We start from the raw sequence: 16,610 nt of genomic DNA, 5'->3' as shown, positions 1-16,610 counted from the left end.
GTAAGTCGAGATATTAATTTCAATGAAACAAAATCATTTCATACCCAAGTTTTTCAGTCCAATGGTCTGAGCATCGACAATTGGACTCTAGAAACCCCGATGGCATTGATACGCAAGACGCAAGGGGATGCGGCCGTCGAGCAAATCTGGCAATCCCTGCGAGACACAGGCGGTGATGGGGCGGATAGCATTATTGCCAGCACTATGCTTTCCACCCGTGTCGGCCAGCTCGCGTTTTCAAGTGATCAGACCATCGCTCGTGCCGCACAGGATTGGATGGATAAGACCCCCGGTCTTGCCAATATCGAACAGGTTAAGAGATCCCTCTGGGCACTCAAGGAAGCGGTATTTGGTGGGGCGGCGGGCCCCGTGAGTCCGGATCTCGACAATGCCTTCATGAGTTCGGTGAGTTCACTTTCCCTGCAGCAGGCTCCGAATGGTGGTGTAACCGCAGTTGCCACCGTCAAGGCGCCAAATGGTACGTCGCCCTCCTACCGTATTACCACCAGTCCCATCAGCAGTGGTGCAATGGCAGGATTCAGCTTTGTCACTACGACAAACACACGAACGGGCCAAGCCAGCTATCAACTGCAAAGCGCCAACGGCACCCTCTCCCAGGGCAACGTTGCCGCCAACGGCAATGTCTCATTCGTGGCCGATCGCAGGATGCACGTTTATCAGGATGGCACCTATGTGGGAAGCTTCGATGCCTCCGGTGGCGCTGGCACGCTGGTGAACGGGGGGAGCCGCAATTTCCGCTATGACCCCACCTCGGGCGTGATCAGCCGTACCGTCAACAGCATCGGTGGCGCTTATGTCAACGGCCTCACGGTGACGCAGACTTCTGCGGACGGCATAAACTGGAGCGCGCCTGTCTATGCCTTCGACAACCTGGCCTCGGCGCTGGCCGCCGACTATACGGTGTGGTCGGGTTTTGGCAAGGGGGTGATCGACACGATTACCTTTCAGAGCCTGTTCAATGCGTCGACCAACTACTACGTGAACAGCACGGTCACACGCCCGCAGGTCTGCAATGCGTTGGATCTGGGTCCGTTCGGCGCGTTCTACGAGAGCAAGTCCGTTGGCATCGATGCTGCCGCGTCCATTGCGAACCGGACTTTCCGTATCGTGACCAGTGCCGGCGGCAATGTGTCCGGCGCGCAGCTTTCGGCCAGGGACGTCGATGGCGACGGCAAGCTCACCGGCGCCGAGTTGAATGACCTGTATGCCTGGAGCGACCTCAATGAAGACGGCGTCCTGAACAAGTCGGAGACCGCCGCCAACGAGTTCACGACATTGAGCGCGGCGCTGGCTGCCCTGGGCTTGAGCAGCTTGCGCGGCAGCGACTATGCCTTTCATACCGCGGGCAACGCAAGTTCTCGCACCGTGGCGCAAAGTACCGCGGCCGCGCCGCTGAATTCGCGCGTCGCGCCCGGCATGCCGGCGGCGCTTGTCAGCAACTATGCCACGCTGCGGGCAACGGATCAGCGCTTCCAGATCAACAACGCACTGTGGATCGACTGGTTGCCCACACAGATCAAGCTGTCCAGCAACCAGCAGAACATGGTGGGCACCGACGGCAACGATTCGTTCGACATCGGCTATTTCGCCGCCTACGACGGGAAGTTCTTCAACCTCGGCCTTGTACAGAATTTCTATGCCGGCGGCGGCAACGACCTGATGGGCGGCAGCACCCGCAACGACAACCTGTGGGGAGGCACCGGCAACGACACGCTGCTGGGCTACGCGGGCGACGACAAGCTTTACGGCGAAGAGGGCGACGATCAGATCGACGGCGGCGCCGGCAATGACGTCCTGAACGGCGGCGCGGGCAACGACGTGTTGTTCGGCGGGGATGGACAGGACATCCTAGTCGGCGGCGACGGGCGCGACGAACTCCAGGGCGGCGCGGGCAACGACCAGCTCGACGGCGGCACCGGCGACGACAAGCTCTTCGGCGGCGCGGGCAACGACACCATGAACGGCGGCGAAGGCAACGATGTCATGCTGGGATTCACGCCGAGCAACGATGCCAAGCAGACGCTGGACGCGGGGGAAACCGACGACGACGTCATGTTCGGCGGCAACGGGGCCGATCAGATGTATGGCGGCTTTGGCAACGACTACATGGACGGCGGCGCCGGCAATGACCTAGTGGTCGGTGGCGACGGTGACGATACCCTGTTCGGCGCCGCCGCCGATGACGAACTCGGCGGCGATGCGGGCAACGACACCATGGATGGCGGCGCCGGCGCCGACAAGATGTTCGGCGGTGTCGGCAACGACCGCATGTGGGGCGGCGACGGCAACGACATCATGCAGGGCTTTACCGCGAGCAACGACGGCAAGCAGACCCTGGCTGCCGGCGAGACCGACAACGACGTGATGTACGGCGGCGCGGGCGATGACCTCATGCTCGGCGGCCTGGGCAGCGACCAGCTCTGGGGCGGGGTCGGCAACGACGAGATGCAGGGTGGCGACGGCAATGACGTGATATACGGCGAGGCTGGCAACGACAGGATGTTCGGCCAGGTCGGTAATGACGTCATTTATGGCGGGGCCGGCGATGACATCCTGTACGGTTTTACCGCCAACAACGAAGCCAAGCAGACGCTGGCTGCGGGCGAGACCGACAATGATTTCCTGTATGGCGGCGCCGGTAATGACACCCTGGTCGGCGGCCTCGGCAATGACTATCTCGATGGCGGCGCCGGCGCCGACTACATGGAGGGGGGACTTGGCAACGACACCTATGTCGTCAACAGCGTCAACGACGTGATCCTGGAGCAACGCGACGAGGGCTACGACATTGTTGTCAGCAGCGCCAACTACATCCTGAACGCCAACATCGAGGAATTGCGCCTGGTCGAGGGCTACGACATCCACGGCACGGGCAACCGCCTGAACAATCGTATCGTCGGCAATAGCCGCGATAACATCCTGGACGGTGTCACTGGCGCGGACACCATGATCGGGGGTCTGGGCAACGACACCTACTATGTCGACAACGCCGGCGACAAGGCCACCGAAATGGCCGGCGAGGGCACCGACACCGTGAACGCCAGCATCAGCTACAAGCTGGGCGCGAATCTGGAAAACCTGACCTTGCTGGATTTCTCCAAAGCGGAGCGCGGCGTGGCCGACGGGGTTCCCATCCTGGTCTATGGCTACCCCAAGGCATTCGAACTGGATTACATGCAGGGTGACGCCGTGGCGGGCTACAAGGGCACTTGCGCGCTGACGGCCATTGCCAACCTGAGCACGCAGGCCAATCAGGCGCGCTCGGAAGCCGACGTGGTGCGCACGGCGATCGACAACAAATGGTGCGTCACCGATGCCACCAAGACGGACTACCAGCGCGGCGGCTCCAACTATGTAGGTCAGCAAGCCTTGCTCGACAGTTACGGCATCCGCAACGGCATCATCGCGGGTTACAACGAGCAGGGCATCGCCAACCTCATCAAGGGCGGGCGCGGCGTGATCATCGGCGTCAACGCCGGCAAGCTTTGGGGGGACGGCGCGTACCTGGACAATGGCGGCGTCAACCACGTGGTGACCGTGACGGGTGTGGCCTGCAATGAGACCACCGGGGAGATCAACGGTTTCTACATCGCCGACTCCGGGCGCGGCAAGGTCAGCGACATGACCCGCTACGTCGCCATTGCCGATTTCCGCGCCGACGCCAATGTGGCCAATGCCTACACCATTTACACCATCGATCCCATCAAGCTGTGGGAAGAGAACATCAACGGCACGGGCAACGAACTGGACAACGTCATCACCGGCAACCGGGGCAACAACATCCTCACGGGCGGCAAGGGCAACGATACGCTGATCGGCGGCGCGGGGAACGACACCTACGTGTTCACCAAAGGCGACGGGCAGGACACCATCGTGGAAAGCGATGCGACGAAGAGCAACGCCGACACGTTGCGACTGGAAAACGTCAAGCAGACCAATCTGTGGTTCAAGCACGTCGGCAACGACCTGCAGATCGAGGTTCTGGGAACGGCGGACCAGATTTCCATCAAGGACTGGTATGTGGGGGGCACCTCGGGCAGGGACAACCAGGTGGAGCGCATCAAGACCGCCGATGGCCTGACCATGTACAACACGGACGTGGAGAAGTTCGTGCAGGCCATGGCCGCATTTGCGCCGCCCAGTGCCACGCAGACTTCCTGGACCAGCGGACAGGCCAGCAACGGGCAGGTGTTGTTGACCGTCACGCACTAGGCGGCTCGAAGTACTGGCTCCGGCCGGGCGAGACGGCGAAGAACCGCCTCGCCCGGCCTTCATGCATCCGGACGGCTCGTTTTGCTGAGCCGTATGACGAATATCTTCTTGCCTTCCACCCTTCCGTGACGGGAACAAGCGCTTCTTCCACGACCGACTCCGGCGGACATCCCGCCATGGATACCGGATTGCAGTGCCTGATGCTCATGGCCAGGCTCCACGGCATAGCCGCCGACGCGGCGCAATTGCAGCATCAGTATGGACGCGAGAAATTCACGACACAGACGATCCTGCTGGCAGCCAGGAAGCTGGGGCTGACGTCCAGGCGGGTGCGCCAGGAACTCGCGCGTCTCGATCGCGCGCCGCTGCCCGCTATCGGCATCGGCCCGGCGGGGGACTATTTCCTGGTGGGCAAGGTGGATACCGCGCAAGATCCGGTTCGCGTATTGATTCAGCGCCCCGGGTGCTCCCCCGAGATTCTCGGCCTGGACAGCTTCGCGGCGCAATGGGCCGGGGAACTGATTTTCTTCACCAGCAAGGCCAGCTTTGCGGGGGAGATGGCGAAGTTCGATTTCACGTGGTTCATCCCCGCAGTGATCAAGCATCGCAAGACCTTGGGCGAAGTGTTGCTGATCTCGCTGGTATTGCAGATCGTAGCCCTGATCACGCCGATGTTCTTCCAGGTGGTAATGGACAAGGTGCTGGTCAACCATGCCATGAAGACGCTCAACGTCATTGCCATCGGCTTGATCGCAGCCATCCTGTTTGACGCCGTATTGACGGGCATTCGCACGGCGGTGTTCGCCAGCACCAGCAGCAAGATCGATGTGGAACTGGGTACCTGGCTGTTCGGGCATCTCATGAGCTTGCCGATCAGCTACTTTCAAGCACGGAGGGTGGGAGACTCGGTTGCCCGCATCAGGGAACTGGAGAACATCCGCTCGTTCTTGACCGGCAACGCCATGACCCTGGTGCTCGATATCGTCTTTTCGTTCGTGTTCCTTGGAGTCATGGTGTGGTATAGCCCGACGCTCACCCTGATCGTGGTTGCCTCCATTCCGGTATACCTGCTCCTGTCGCTGCTCTTCACGCCGATTCTGCGCGCCAGACTCAACGACAAGTTCAACAAGAGCGCGGAAAGCCAGTCTTTCCTGGTGGAGACCCTGAATGGCATGGATACCGTCAAGGCGATGGCCGTGGAGCCGCGCTGGCAGCAGCGGTGGGACAAGCACCTCGCGGCCTACGTGTCCGCCGGGCTATCCACCACCAACATCGCGCTGGTGGCCAGTGGCGGCGTGAGTCTGGTAAGCAAGCTGGTCACGGCAGGCATCATGTGGCTGGGCGCCTTGCTGGTGGTGGACAACAAGATGACGGTGGGCGAACTGGTCGCCTTCAACATGCTGGCCGGCCAGGTATCTTCGCCGATCCTGCGGCTGGCCCAACTGTGGAATGATTTCCAGCAGGTGGGCATTTCCATGAGCCGCCTGGGCGATATCCTGAATACCCGCACCGAAGTGGCCGGCAACAAGACGCGCATCCCGCGTGTGTCGGGCACGATCGAGTTCGATCAGGTCTCGTTCCGCTACCGGCCCGACGCGGCGGACGTGATCCGTTCCGTCGCGTTGAAGATCGAACCGGGCGAGGTCATCGGCATCGTGGGCCGTTCGGGTTCCGGCAAGAGCACGCTGACCAAGCTGGTCCAGCGCCTGTATGTCCCGGATCGCGGGCGGATAACCATCGATGGACAGGACATTGCCATCATCGACACGGCATCGCTGCGCCAGCAGGTCGGCGTGGTGCTGCAGGAAAACATGCTTTTTTCGCGCTCGATTCGGGACAATATCGCGCTAACCGACCCGTCGCTGCCGATCGAGTCCATCATCGAAGCGGCAAAACTGGCGGGCGCGCACGCATTTATCTGCGAATTGCCCGAAGGGTATGACACGCTGGTGGGAGAACATGGCACGGGCCTGTCGGGGGGACAACGCCAGCGCATTGCCATTGCCCGTGCCTTGATTTCCGACCCGCGCATCCTGATTCTCGACGAGGCCACCAGTGCCCTGGACTACGAATCGGAGAAGATCATCCAGGACAATATGCTGAAGATCTGCGCGGGACGCACCGTGCTCATCATCGCGCACCGGCTGAGCGCGGTACGCCACGCCAACCGGATCGTGGTGATGGAACGGGGACAGATCGCCGAGGTCGGCAGCCATGAGGAACTGCTGCGGGTTCCGCAGGGCATCTACGGACACCTGTATGGCTTGCAGAATGCCCATGCCCGTGTTGTCCCGGGCACAGCCGGGATGTCGCCGCAGGCATCGGCATGAGTGTGCGCCACCGCCTGCAAGCCTGGCGCGACCTGGTCCGGCGCTATGGCGCTGTTTTCGCGCACTGCTGGAAAATGCGCCATGCCGTGCGGACCGATTTTTTCAACAAGCAGGAAGCGGAATTCCTGCCCGCGGGGCTGTCGCTGCAGGAAGTGCCGGGGTCTCCGACCCTGCGCTGGACCGGGCGGATCCTGATGGCGATGGTGGTGTTCGCCGTGCTTTGGTCTATCGTCGGGCAGGTGGACATCATCGTGAACGCCACCGGCAAGATCATCCCGTCGGCGCGCACCAAGACGATCGGGTCCGTGGACGTTGCCAGTGTGCGGACCCTGTATGTCACCGAAGGCCAGGAGGTGCGCGCTGGCGATGTGCTGATTGAACTGGACTCCAGCAGCAGCGATGCCGAACGTGACAAGGCCGCGGATGCCGTGGTCCAGGCCAAGTTGCAGGTGGCGCGCTCTCTGGCCATGATTGGCGCGCTGGATCGGCGCGGAGCGCCGCGGCTGGACGGGGTGGAGGGGGCAACGGATGCCCAATGGCGGTCGGCCAGATCGCAGCTCGATGGCCAGTACCGCGACTTTTGCGCCAGGCTCAGGCGGATCGATGGCGAAATCTCTCGTTATGCCGCTGCGCTGCCGCTGGCAGCGCAGCGTGCCGAGGACTTCAAGGCCTTGCTGCCGGATCATACGGTGTCGCGCCATGCGTGGCTGGAGAAGGAGCAGGCCAGGCTGGACCTGGAAGGCCAGTTGCTTGACGCAAGGAACCAGCGCGCCACGCTGATCGCCCAGATCCGCAAGGAAGCGCACGAGGCCATGGCCGAGGCCAACAGGATCATGTCCGCAGGGGCGCAGGACAAGCGCCGCGCGGGAGAGCACAGCAAGCTGTTGAGACTGACCGCGCCGGTGGACGGCACCGTGCAGCAACTGACGGTGCATACGGTTGGCGGCGTGGTGCCTGCCGCGCAGCCGCTGATGCAGATCGTTCCCAAGGAAAGTGTCATCGAGGTGGAGGCATTCCTGGAAAACAAGGACGTGGGTTTTGTGCACGTCGGCCAGGATGCGCAGGTGAAGATCGATGCCTTCGACTACACAAGGTATGGAACCGTCGCAGCCAAGGTCAGGCATGTTTCGCAGGACGCCATTCAAGATGACGAGCAGCGCTTGATTTACGCCGCCAGGATCGCGCTGGATCGCAGCGGCATTCTCGTGGCCGGCAAGACATTGCCGCTTTCGGCCGGCATGTCGGTCAATGTGGAGATCAAGACGGGTACGCGGCGGGTGATCGAGTATGTACTGTCGCCCCTGATGCGGCACCAGCGGGAGGCACTGCATGAGCGTTAGCGCGGTCATTCGGCGAAGCGTGGCCGCGGCAATGCTTGCATTCGCGATCTCGGCAACGGAAGGCGCCCATGCGCTGGATTGGGCTGACCTGGCGACAACTCCCTTTGCCGATCCGCTGCTGGCCGGGCCGCCCCGGCTCGATGCCGGCCGATTGTTGCCTGGGGATATGCAGGCGCATGTTTGCGAAGGCGGCCATGACGGCGCGGCGCCGTTGACGTTGTCGCAGGCGGTGGACCTGGCCTTGTGCCACAACCCTCGGGTGCAAAGCGCGTGGGCGGCCATCAAGGTACAGGCCGCGCAATTGGGGGAGGCGCGGTCCGCGTATCTGCCGACCGTCACCGTCGGCGTGAGTGAATTGAGGCAGAAGACCCGCTATCCCGATTCCCGGGTGCTGGCGGATACGGAACGCAAGAGCAGGACGCAGTACGCCACACTCACCTGGCGATTGCTTGACTTCGGGGGGCGTGGCGCGAATCGCCGTTCGGCCGGCGCCTTGCTTGACGCCGCGCTGGCTAGCCACGACGCAGTGCTGCAAGAGACGCTCTCCAATGTGATCGGCGCGTATTTCGACGCGCAGACGGCCAAGGCCAACCGGGAAGCCAAGGAAAAGGGCATGGCTCTGGCGCAACAAACGTGGGAAACGGCCAGGAAACGCGAGGCACGGGGCGCAGGCGCGCAGTCCGATACGCTGCAGGCCAAGATGGCGCTGGCCAAGGCGGAATTGGAGAGCGGCCGTGCCCTTGGCGGCTACGAGAGAGCCCTGGCCGTATTGGGGGTCGCACTGGGGCTGCCGGCGGAAATGCTGGGGGCACCGGACAGCCTGACCCTGGCGCAGGATTACCTCGATACGGAAGACACCTTGCGGCAGGACCTGGCAGACTGGCTTGCACTGGCGCAGGACCAGCATCCCGCATTAGTGGCCGCCGGCGCTCAGGTCGAGTCGGCCAGAGAGCGGCTGACGGTAACGCGGTCCGAGGGGTTGCCCACGTTGGACTTCACGCAAAGCCGATACCTCAATGGACGGCCCAGCCAAGGTCTGTCGGCGACGAGAACGGAAGAATCGGTCATCGGCTTTACCGTGAATTTTCCGCTGTTCGAAGGTTTCGGACGAACCTACAAGGTGCGTGGTGCGCAAGCGCAGATCGAAGTCAAAGAGGCGGAACTGCGCGATACCCGGAATCGGGTGCTGGGCGAGGTGGTCAAGGCCCATGCGGATGCTGTGGCGGCATTGAGGAATCTGGGCGCCTCCGCGCGGCTGATCGATGCGTCTCAGGACGCGTTGGATAACGTTCAGCGCAAATATGACCGGGGTATCGTCGATATTCTGGAAATGCTGAGTGTTCAGAGGGCCCAGGCGGATGCGGTGCAAGAGCGGGTGCGAGCACTATCGGAGTGGCGCTCCGCGCGGCTCAGGCTACTGGCAAGTGCGGGAACGGTCAGCCTCGAGCATCTGCACGCCCGGCGTTGACGGGAGGGATTGCAGCGGCGGGTAAGCGCGCGGCTGGCCTTGTCGCCGTGAGCGGCTGCGTAGAGACTGCGCGAGTCGCAGGCTGTCGGCGATGCGGGGCCATTGTCTGTGCAAAGCCGCATTGCCAGGCGTGTCCGGATCCCCAAACCCAATAAAAAAGGCCACTCCGAAGAATGGCCCTTTACACCCCGCGACATCCACACCCCGTCGTTCCAACCCTGCACGCTCTATGGCCTGCATCGGGTACCCTGGAACCCCGCTGCGAAGATCGGTAACGATGCCGTCCACGCGGACAATTCGCCGGTGGCCCAGTTCTCAGACTTATGCATACATTTACTGCGGCTCGTTACGTGGGAAATCATAAGTATCGTCTATAAGACATGATGTCGAGAATAACCCATATTTTTGGGCTCTGTTCCGGCACTCGGACCGGGCCGCCTCGTGGCTGATCTGGTCGTTATGTGATTTTTAAATCATAAGGCGGGCATCACTGCTCCATCCTGCGCTCGCGCAACTGCTGTTCCAGCCGGGAGATGCACAGGTCCACGCGCGAGCGCTTGCGCAGATAGCGGATGCCGAGCGCGGCGAACAACACTGCAGTAACGGCGCACAGCGCCGCCAGGAGGGTCAGGTCGGATTGCATGGGGGTCTGCGTGGGGTTCGGGCGTGCCCCGCGGGCGCGCGGTGATACCCGGGCGCCTGCGCCGGGCATGCGGCAGGCCACTCCCGGCCGCTCCCGCAATAACGTCAGCCACCGGGCAGTCTGAAGGGATACCCAACCTCTGGGTGGATTGGAAAAATCCGGCGGCCGCTGGTGGTCTGCCGGTGGCCCGCGGACCGGACCGTCGCCTTCCGCCAATCGTTCGCTTGTGGCAGCGCGCGGTGCGCTAGCCCACGTTATGATCGCGCGGACGCGGTTAGGCTCGGAACGTCGCGCTCAGGTCTGACCCACTTGCGCGCGTTTTGCGCCTCGCCTATCCCCCGGTGGGCGGGGCGCCTTTCTGCGCCGGCGAGGGTGCGTCGACGGTTCCCGGTCATTCCCCCTTTCGCCGGCGCCGTCCCGCGTTTCGCCGGCTGCCGCGCCGCTGCCGCGCCGCTGCTGCTTTTTCCACTGCCATCATTTTTCCAGGAGCCGCCATCCATGCTCGGTGCTATGGATTTCCTCGCCGTGGTGCGCCACACCCCGCTGGTGTCGATCGACCTGATCGTCACCGATGCCCGGGGCCGCGCGCTGCTCGGCCGCCGCCGCAACCGTCCCGCGCGCGACACGTGGTTCGTGCCGGGCGGGCGCATCCGCAAGGACGAAAGCCTCGATGCGGCATTCCGGCGCATCGTCGCGGACGAGCTCGGCATTGCCGGCGCCGAGCGCGCCGGCGCGGTGGCGCGCGGCGTGTTCGAGCATCACTACCCGGACAACTTCGCCGGGGAGCCGGGCGTCACCACGCACTACGTCGTGCTGGCCTACGCCTGGACGATGCCGGACGAGGCGCAGGGCAGCGGGGAGGCGGCGGGCATGCCGGAACAGCACAGCGCCTACCGCTGGATGACGCCCGGGGAACTGCTCGGCCGCGACGACGTGCACGAGAACACCAAGGCCTACTTCCGCTGAAGCCGGCCCGGCGCCGTTCAGGCGGCCTCGGGCACCAGCCCGGCGCGCTGCGCGGCGCGGGCGGCGGCCGTGCTGGCCGCGGCCTGCGTGGCTTGCGTGGCTTCCGTGGGTTGAGTGGCTTGCGCGGCTTCGCCGGCTTTCGCGGGCGCCGGCTGCGCGAACACGGCGCATTCGTCGCGCAGGTATTCGGCGAACGGCGCCGCCACCTCGGGATGGCGCAGCGCGAACTCCACCGTGGCCTTCAGGTAGCCGAGCTTGCTGCCGCAGTCGAAGCGCCGGCCTTCGTAGCGGTAGGCCAGCGCCTGCTCGTGGGCGAGCAGCGCCTGGATCGCGTCGGTCAGTTGCAGCTCGCCGCCCGCGCCCGGCGCGAGCGCGCCGAGGTGGGCGAAGATGCTGGGCATCAGCACGTAGCGGCCCACCACGCCGAGGTTGGACGGCGCCGCCTCGGGCGCGGGCTTCTCCACGATGCCGGACATCTTGAACACGCGCTCGTCCCACGGCTTGCCGTCGATCACGCCATAGGAGCGGGAGTCCTGCGGCGCGATCGCCTCCACGCCGATGACGCTGCTGTGATAGTGGTCGAAGACCTCGATCATCTGCTTGAGCACGGGCGTGCGCGCGTCGAGCAGGTCGTCGGCCAGGATCACCGCGAACGGCTCGTCGCCGATCAGCTTGCTGGCGCAGCGCACCGCGTGGCCGAGCCCGAGCGGCTCGGCCTGCCGCACGTAGAAGCAGTCGACGTGGGCGGGCTTGATGCCGCGCACCAGGTCCAGCAGCGCCTGTTTGCCGCGCGCCAACAGTTCGGCCTCCACCTCGTAGGATTTGTCGAAGTGGTCCTCGATGGCGCGCTTGCTGCGCCCGGTGACGAAGATCAGCTCGGTGATGCCGGCCGCGATGGCTTCCTCCACGGCGTACTGGACCAGCGGCTTGTCGACCACCGGCAGCATCTCCTTCGGGCTTGCCTTGGTGGCGGGAAGGAAGCGCGTGCCTAGGCCGGCCACCGGAAATACGGCTTTCCTGATCTTGAGCATGGATCTACCCCCGTCGTGTGGTTGCCCGGCCGAGGCGGCCGCGGCGCGGCTTGCCCAGGTGCAGCCAGCGTATCGCCGTGGCCAGACGGGCATCTGCCAACAGTTCGCCATATTCAGACAGTGCGCGCGCGCGGGCGCCACGGCGCGGCGCGGCGGCCTTAGAGTCGGGCCATCAGGTCGGGCCATGAGGTCGGGCCATCAGGTCGGATCGTCAGTCGGACCATCAAGCCGGACCGCCGCACGACGGGCAAGCACAACGAACAAGCACGATGAACTGGTATCGCATCACAGACCTTGGCGATGCTGCCGTGACGCTGCCGCTGGCGTTCGCCACGGCCTTGTGGCTGCTGCGCGCGGACGGGTGGCGCGCCGCGCTGCGCTGGGTCGCGTGCCTGGCGGCGGGCTCGGCGGTGGTGCTGGCCAGCAAGCTGCTGCACGCGGGCTGCGGCCTGGCGCTGGAGCGCTTCGACATGCGCGTGATCAGCGGCCACGCGATGCTCTCGGCGGCGGTGTGGTCGGTGTTCCTGGCGCTGCTGCTGCGCGGCGCGCGGCCGGGCTGGCGCGCCGCCGGCCCGGCACGGGGACTGCTGCCGGGGCTGACACTGGGCCTGGCGCTGGCGGCCCTGATCTGCCTGAGCCGCGTGCTGCTCGGCGCGCACACGCCGGCCGAGGTGGTGGCCGGCTGGCTGCTCGGCGCCGCCATCGCGGGCTGGGTGCTGCGCGCCTGCGCGCCCGCGCCGCGCCGGCCCGGCAGCAGCGTGATCGCCGGGGCGGCGCTGCTCGGCCTGTGCACGGTCGCCACGGTCGCCTACGGGCGCCATGCGCCGCTGCAGCAGATCATCTGGCACTACTCTCCGTACTACGCGCAGGTGATCTGCTACCAGGGAGACTAGCGCGATGCGTCTGCTTTGTCCCGCCGCCCCCCGCCCGCCGCACCGCGCCGCGCGCCATACCCTGCCCGCCGCGCTGCTCGCCTGCCTGTGCCTGTTCGCCGCCACCGCGTGCGGCGGCGACCACGGCGCGGACAAGCCCAGGCCGGCCGGCAGCGCGCCGCCGCCGGCCGCGGCCGGGCTGGCGGACAGCGGCACCATCACCTGCGCCGCACCCGCCGCCGGCGCCGACGCCCCGCCCGACGGCGACACCATCGAGGCCGACACGCCCGGCAGCGACGGCTCGCGCATGTTCGCGCCGGGCAGCACCTTCGAGGTGAGCATCACCACGCGCGCGGCCGGCGCCGACGTCGCCAACTGGTCCATCGCCGACACCTGGGGCCGGGTCCGCGCGAACGGGCAGTTCCCGGTGGATGCCGGCCCGCGCGTGTCGACGATGGATTGCAGGGCGAGCGCCGCCGGCTACTTCGCCGTGTCGGTGAGCCTGGCCTCGGCCGGCGGCGGCCTGCGCTCGCGCGGCACGCGCCCCAACGGCATCGCCACCTTCGGCGTGCTGCCCGACGTCTCCGCGGTGCTGCCGGCGGCCAGCTACGCGCGCCAGGACCTGCACCGCTTCGGCGGGCAGGGCACGGCGTTCGTCGCGCCCGGCCAGACCTGCTGCGACGGCGATGGCTATCGCCCGATCTATCCGGCGCTGGGCCTGTCGTGGGCCAACGACAACCGCAACTGGTCCGTCACCGAGCCGAGCGGCCCCAACACCTTCAACCCGGCCACCTATCCGCTGGCTTCCTACTTCCAGCCCGGCGACCTGATGCGGCTGATCCAGCTCGACGGCATCCCCGGCTGGGCCAGCCCGACCGGCCAGCTCACCTACGGCTACGCGCCCAAGTCCATGCCGGCGTACCAGGACTACATGACGCGCGTGGGGCTGGAGTCGGCCGCCACGCGCGCGCGCTATTTCCCGGCGCAGTCGGCCAACTACTACCAGGTGACGTGGGAGCCCGACTACGACGGCGGCCGGCCGTGGAAGGACACCGACGCGAACTTCGTGGCGATGTACAAGGCGACGTGGCAGGGCATCCACGCCAACGATCCCAACGCGGTGGTGATGGGCACCACCAATGCCTTCCTGCGGCAGAACTCGGTGTGGATCGAGCGCCTGGCGCCGCTGGGCATCGCGCAGTATCTCGACGGCCTGAGCGCGCACGGCTACTACGACGCCGGCACCTCGCCGTCGCACCCGCCCGAGCGCCTGGTCGGCGCGCCCAGCGCCGCGGACGCCGCCAACGCGCTGCCGGCGGCCATGCGCGAGCTGCGCCACGTGGTCGCCACGCGGCTCAAGCGCGGCGCCCGCCTGTTCGTCACCGAGACCGGCATCAGCTACGACCTCGGCGCGACCTACGGCCCCGACTACCCGACCCAGAACATCCTCTACGCGCACGGCGCGGTGGTCGCGCGCGCGCACCTGATCCTGCTCGGCGAGGGCGCCGACGTGAGTTTCGTGTTCTATGCCGCCGACCCGCCCGACGAGCCCGGCTACGGCATCTTCTTCAACCTGGACAACCCGAAAGGCAGCCACGGCCCGGCGCGCGTCAGCCCCAAGCCGGCGGCGATGGCGGTGGCGGCGATGACGCGGCTGGTCGACGGCACCAACACGCTGGGTCCGCTCAAGGGCCTGCCGCAGGGCGTCTACGGTTATGCGTTCCAGCGCCTGGGCAGCAACAGCATCGTGACCGCGCTGTGGACCCACGACAATGCCAGCTGGAGCGCCGCGAGCGGCTTCAGCGCGACCTACAGCGTGCCCTATACGCTGACCGTGGACGCGCCCGGCACCAGCGGCAGCGTGACGGTGCTGGACATGATGGGCAACGCGGCCACGGTGCCGTACGCCAATGGCGCGCTCACGCTCGCGCTGACCGAGGCGCCGCTGTACGTGATCTCGGCCAACGCGACGGTGGCGCAGGCCGGCGTGACCACGCCCGAAGGCTACGTGGCGCAGTAGGGCCTGCCTATTTGTTGCCCGAGGTCTCGAACAGCGCGGTGACGTTCTTGGTCAGCACCAGCAGCGTGGCGGCCTCGGCCAGCGCCTGCTCCTTGCGGCGCAGCTCGCGCTCCAGCTCGCGGATGCGGCGCTGGTCCTGCTCGTGCAGGCGCCGCACCGCGCCCATGCCGCGGCTGTCGGACAGCGCCGCGGCGGCGCTGCGGCGCCAGTATTCCAGCTCGAGCGGGTCGACGGCGTTGTCGCGGCACCACTGCGACTTCTGCTGCTCGCCCATCGTGCCGGTGGCGAGCACGGCCTCGAGACGGGCCTCGCCGGCGGCGGCGGGGTCGGCCGGCGGCATGGCCAGCGCGTCGGCGCGCCAGCGCCCGAGCGCGGCCATCGAGATGCGCATCTCGGCGGAGACCTGCTCGACGCTGGCGCTCTCGGGTGGCAGCATCCGCGCCACGGCGCGGTCTTTGATGGACTGAGCGTACCTAGCCACAGTGGTTCACCCTGTTTTCTCCGTGCGCGGCGCGGGCCCGGCGCGCTCAAGCGGCGGGGCGCTCGCTTGGCTGCAGCGCCGGCTCGCCGCTGCGCTTGTTGGCCGGGAACAGCGCATCGCGCATGCGCAGGAACGGGAATTCGATCGCGCGCGTGGCGGCGTAGCCCACCACGATGGCCACCGCGAACTGCAGCGCCAGCGCCAGGCCCCACAGCGGCACCGCCGGCACGCCCAGCGCGGTCGCCTTGCGGATGAACAGGTCGCCGGGGGCCAGCGCCACCGAATGCCACAGGTAGATGCCGTACGAGTACACGCCGGTCCACGCCACCGCGCGGTACAGCCACGCGGTGCGCAGCTTGCCCGAGTATTCGAGCACCAGCACGATCAGCGCGGCGAAGCCGATCGACTGGATGGTGTAGCCGATGGTCTCCTCCAGCACCAGGTTCCGCTGCAGCAGCACCAGCCACGCCGCCGTGGCCGCCACGATGGCCACCAGCAGCATCTTGCGGCGCGCGATGCGGTGGTACAGCTCGGGCTTCATCCAGTACAGGGTGGCCAGCATGACGCCGTACAGCAGGCTGTCGATGCGGTACTGCGTGTAGGCCGAGGCGCCTTCGAGGTCGCCGCTGGCCACCGCGAAGCAGCGCGCGGCCAGCACCACCACGCACAGCGCCGCCGTCATCCACAGGATGGTGCCGGCGCGCAGCGACAGGCGCGCCACCAGCAGCAGCACCGCGGGCAGGAACAGGTAGAAGTGCTCCTCGACGGCGAGGCTCCAGGTCTGCGTGATGGAGCTGCCCAGGTAGTTCTGCAGGTGCGTGAGGTTCTGGTACAGGAAGGTGCTGGTCGGGTGCCGCCCGGCCAGCACGTGGAACAGGATCAGCGCGTAGTAGGCCGGCCAGATCTTGAAGATGCGGCGGATGATGAAGCGGCGCGCGTCCACGTGGCCGTTCTGCGCGTACTGGCGCAGCAGCAGCCCGCCGACCAGGAAGCCGCTCAGCGTGAAGAACAGGTTGACGCCCTCGCGGCCGAAGTTCTTGAGCGGATACTCGATCAGCGCGATGAGCGGGTTGCCGGTGCTCACGGCATGGAAGTGCATGCCCATCACGGCGATGATGGCCAGCCCGCGCACGAAGTCGAGTTCGATCGAGCGGCTGCCGATGTGCTTGCCGCGGGTTGCCGGGTTTTCCATGCTGTTCTCCTCCAAGCGCGCTGTCGGGATGGTC

Annotated in this window: 10 protein-coding genes and 1 pseudogene; 7 read left to right on the top strand and 4 right to left on the bottom strand. The window is 66.0% G+C overall.

From position 1 onward, the window contains the following. The first annotated feature begins 99 nt into the window (after positions 1 to 99). The 4 genes from AC3WXD_RS13685 (at position 100) to AC3WXD_RS13670 (ending at position 9,371) form a co-directional block, all read left to right on the top strand. Positions 100 to 4,233 carry a calcium-binding protein gene (locus AC3WXD_RS13685; protein WP_492323945.1) on the top strand — a complete coding sequence of 1,378 codons (4,134 nt, stop codon included), beginning with the start codon at positions 100 to 102 and terminating at the stop codon, positions 4,231 to 4,233. 176 nt (positions 4,234 to 4,409) lie between these two features. Next, positions 4,410 to 6,563, top strand: a complete 2,154-nt coding sequence (locus AC3WXD_RS13680; protein WP_492323944.1) for a type I secretion system permease/ATPase — start codon at positions 4,410 to 4,412, stop codon at positions 6,561 to 6,563. Beyond that, positions 6,560 to 7,903, top strand: a complete 1,344-nt coding sequence (locus AC3WXD_RS13675; protein WP_492323943.1) for an HlyD family type I secretion periplasmic adaptor subunit — start codon at positions 6,560 to 6,562, stop codon at positions 7,901 to 7,903. Before AC3WXD_RS13680 ends, AC3WXD_RS13675 begins: the two co-directional genes overlap by 4 nt. Then, positions 7,893 to 9,371 carry a TolC family protein gene (locus AC3WXD_RS13670; protein WP_492323942.1) on the top strand — a complete coding sequence of 493 codons (1,479 nt, stop codon included), beginning with the start codon at positions 7,893 to 7,895 and terminating at the stop codon, positions 9,369 to 9,371. Before AC3WXD_RS13675 ends, AC3WXD_RS13670 begins: the two co-directional genes overlap by 11 nt. A gap of 487 nt (positions 9,372 to 9,858) precedes the next feature. Here the strand turns inward: AC3WXD_RS13670 and AC3WXD_RS13665 are convergent, their stop codons facing one another. Next, positions 9,859 to 10,014 carry a hypothetical protein gene (locus tag AC3WXD_RS13665; RefSeq protein ID WP_492323941.1) on the bottom strand — a complete coding sequence of 52 codons (156 nt, stop codon included), beginning with the start codon at positions 10,012 to 10,014 and terminating at the stop codon, positions 9,859 to 9,861. Between the two features lie 498 nt (positions 10,015 to 10,512). Between AC3WXD_RS13665 and AC3WXD_RS13660 the strand changes: the two genes are divergently transcribed. Further along, positions 10,513 to 10,980: a GDP-mannose mannosyl hydrolase gene (locus AC3WXD_RS13660; RefSeq protein ID WP_492323940.1), complete on the top strand. Its 468-nt coding sequence runs from the start codon at positions 10,513 to 10,515 to the stop codon at positions 10,978 to 10,980. 17 nt (positions 10,981 to 10,997) lie between these two features. On the opposite strand, the gene galU is transcribed toward AC3WXD_RS13660, so the two are convergent. Beyond that, the gene (gene galU, locus AC3WXD_RS13655) at positions 10,998 to 12,011 is read right to left on the bottom strand and encodes a UTP--glucose-1-phosphate uridylyltransferase GalU (RefSeq protein WP_492323939.1); all 1,014 of its coding nucleotides are present in this window, start codon (positions 12,009 to 12,011) and stop codon (positions 10,998 to 11,000) included. Between the two features lie 269 nt (positions 12,012 to 12,280). On the opposite strand from galU, the gene AC3WXD_RS13650 reads away from it, so the two are divergent. Together AC3WXD_RS13650 and AC3WXD_RS13645 are read left to right on the top strand one after the other, a co-directional pair. Beyond that, a complete protein-coding gene (locus AC3WXD_RS13650) occupies positions 12,281 to 12,904 on the top strand; it encodes a phosphatase PAP2 family protein (RefSeq protein ID WP_492323938.1) in 624 nt (207 codons plus the stop codon). 4 nt (positions 12,905 to 12,908) lie between these two features. Continuing rightward, complete coding sequence (locus AC3WXD_RS13645; protein WP_492323937.1) at positions 12,909 to 14,903, top strand: hypothetical protein; 1,995 nt, start codon at positions 12,909 to 12,911, stop codon at positions 14,901 to 14,903. A 46-nt stretch (positions 14,904 to 14,949) separates the two neighbouring features. Here the strand turns inward: AC3WXD_RS13645 and AC3WXD_RS13640 are convergent. Both AC3WXD_RS13640 and AC3WXD_RS13635 read right to left on the bottom strand, forming a co-directional pair. Further along, positions 14,950 to 15,384 (bottom strand): annotated as a pseudogene (locus tag AC3WXD_RS13640) (IS3-like element ISAzo10 family transposase); the annotation flags it as partial. A 46-nt stretch (positions 15,385 to 15,430) separates the two neighbouring features. Further along, on the bottom strand, positions 15,431 to 16,576 hold the full coding sequence (locus AC3WXD_RS13635) for an acyltransferase family protein (RefSeq protein ID WP_020423976.1): 1,146 nt from the start codon (positions 16,574 to 16,576) through the stop codon (positions 15,431 to 15,433). Positions 16,577 to 16,610 lie beyond the last annotated feature (34 nt).

Source organism: Cupriavidus sp. FW216-B1, from assembly GCF_058789195.1.
Note: the sequence above shows the minus strand (reverse complement) of the source record. Positions and strands in the feature narration are given on the sequence as shown.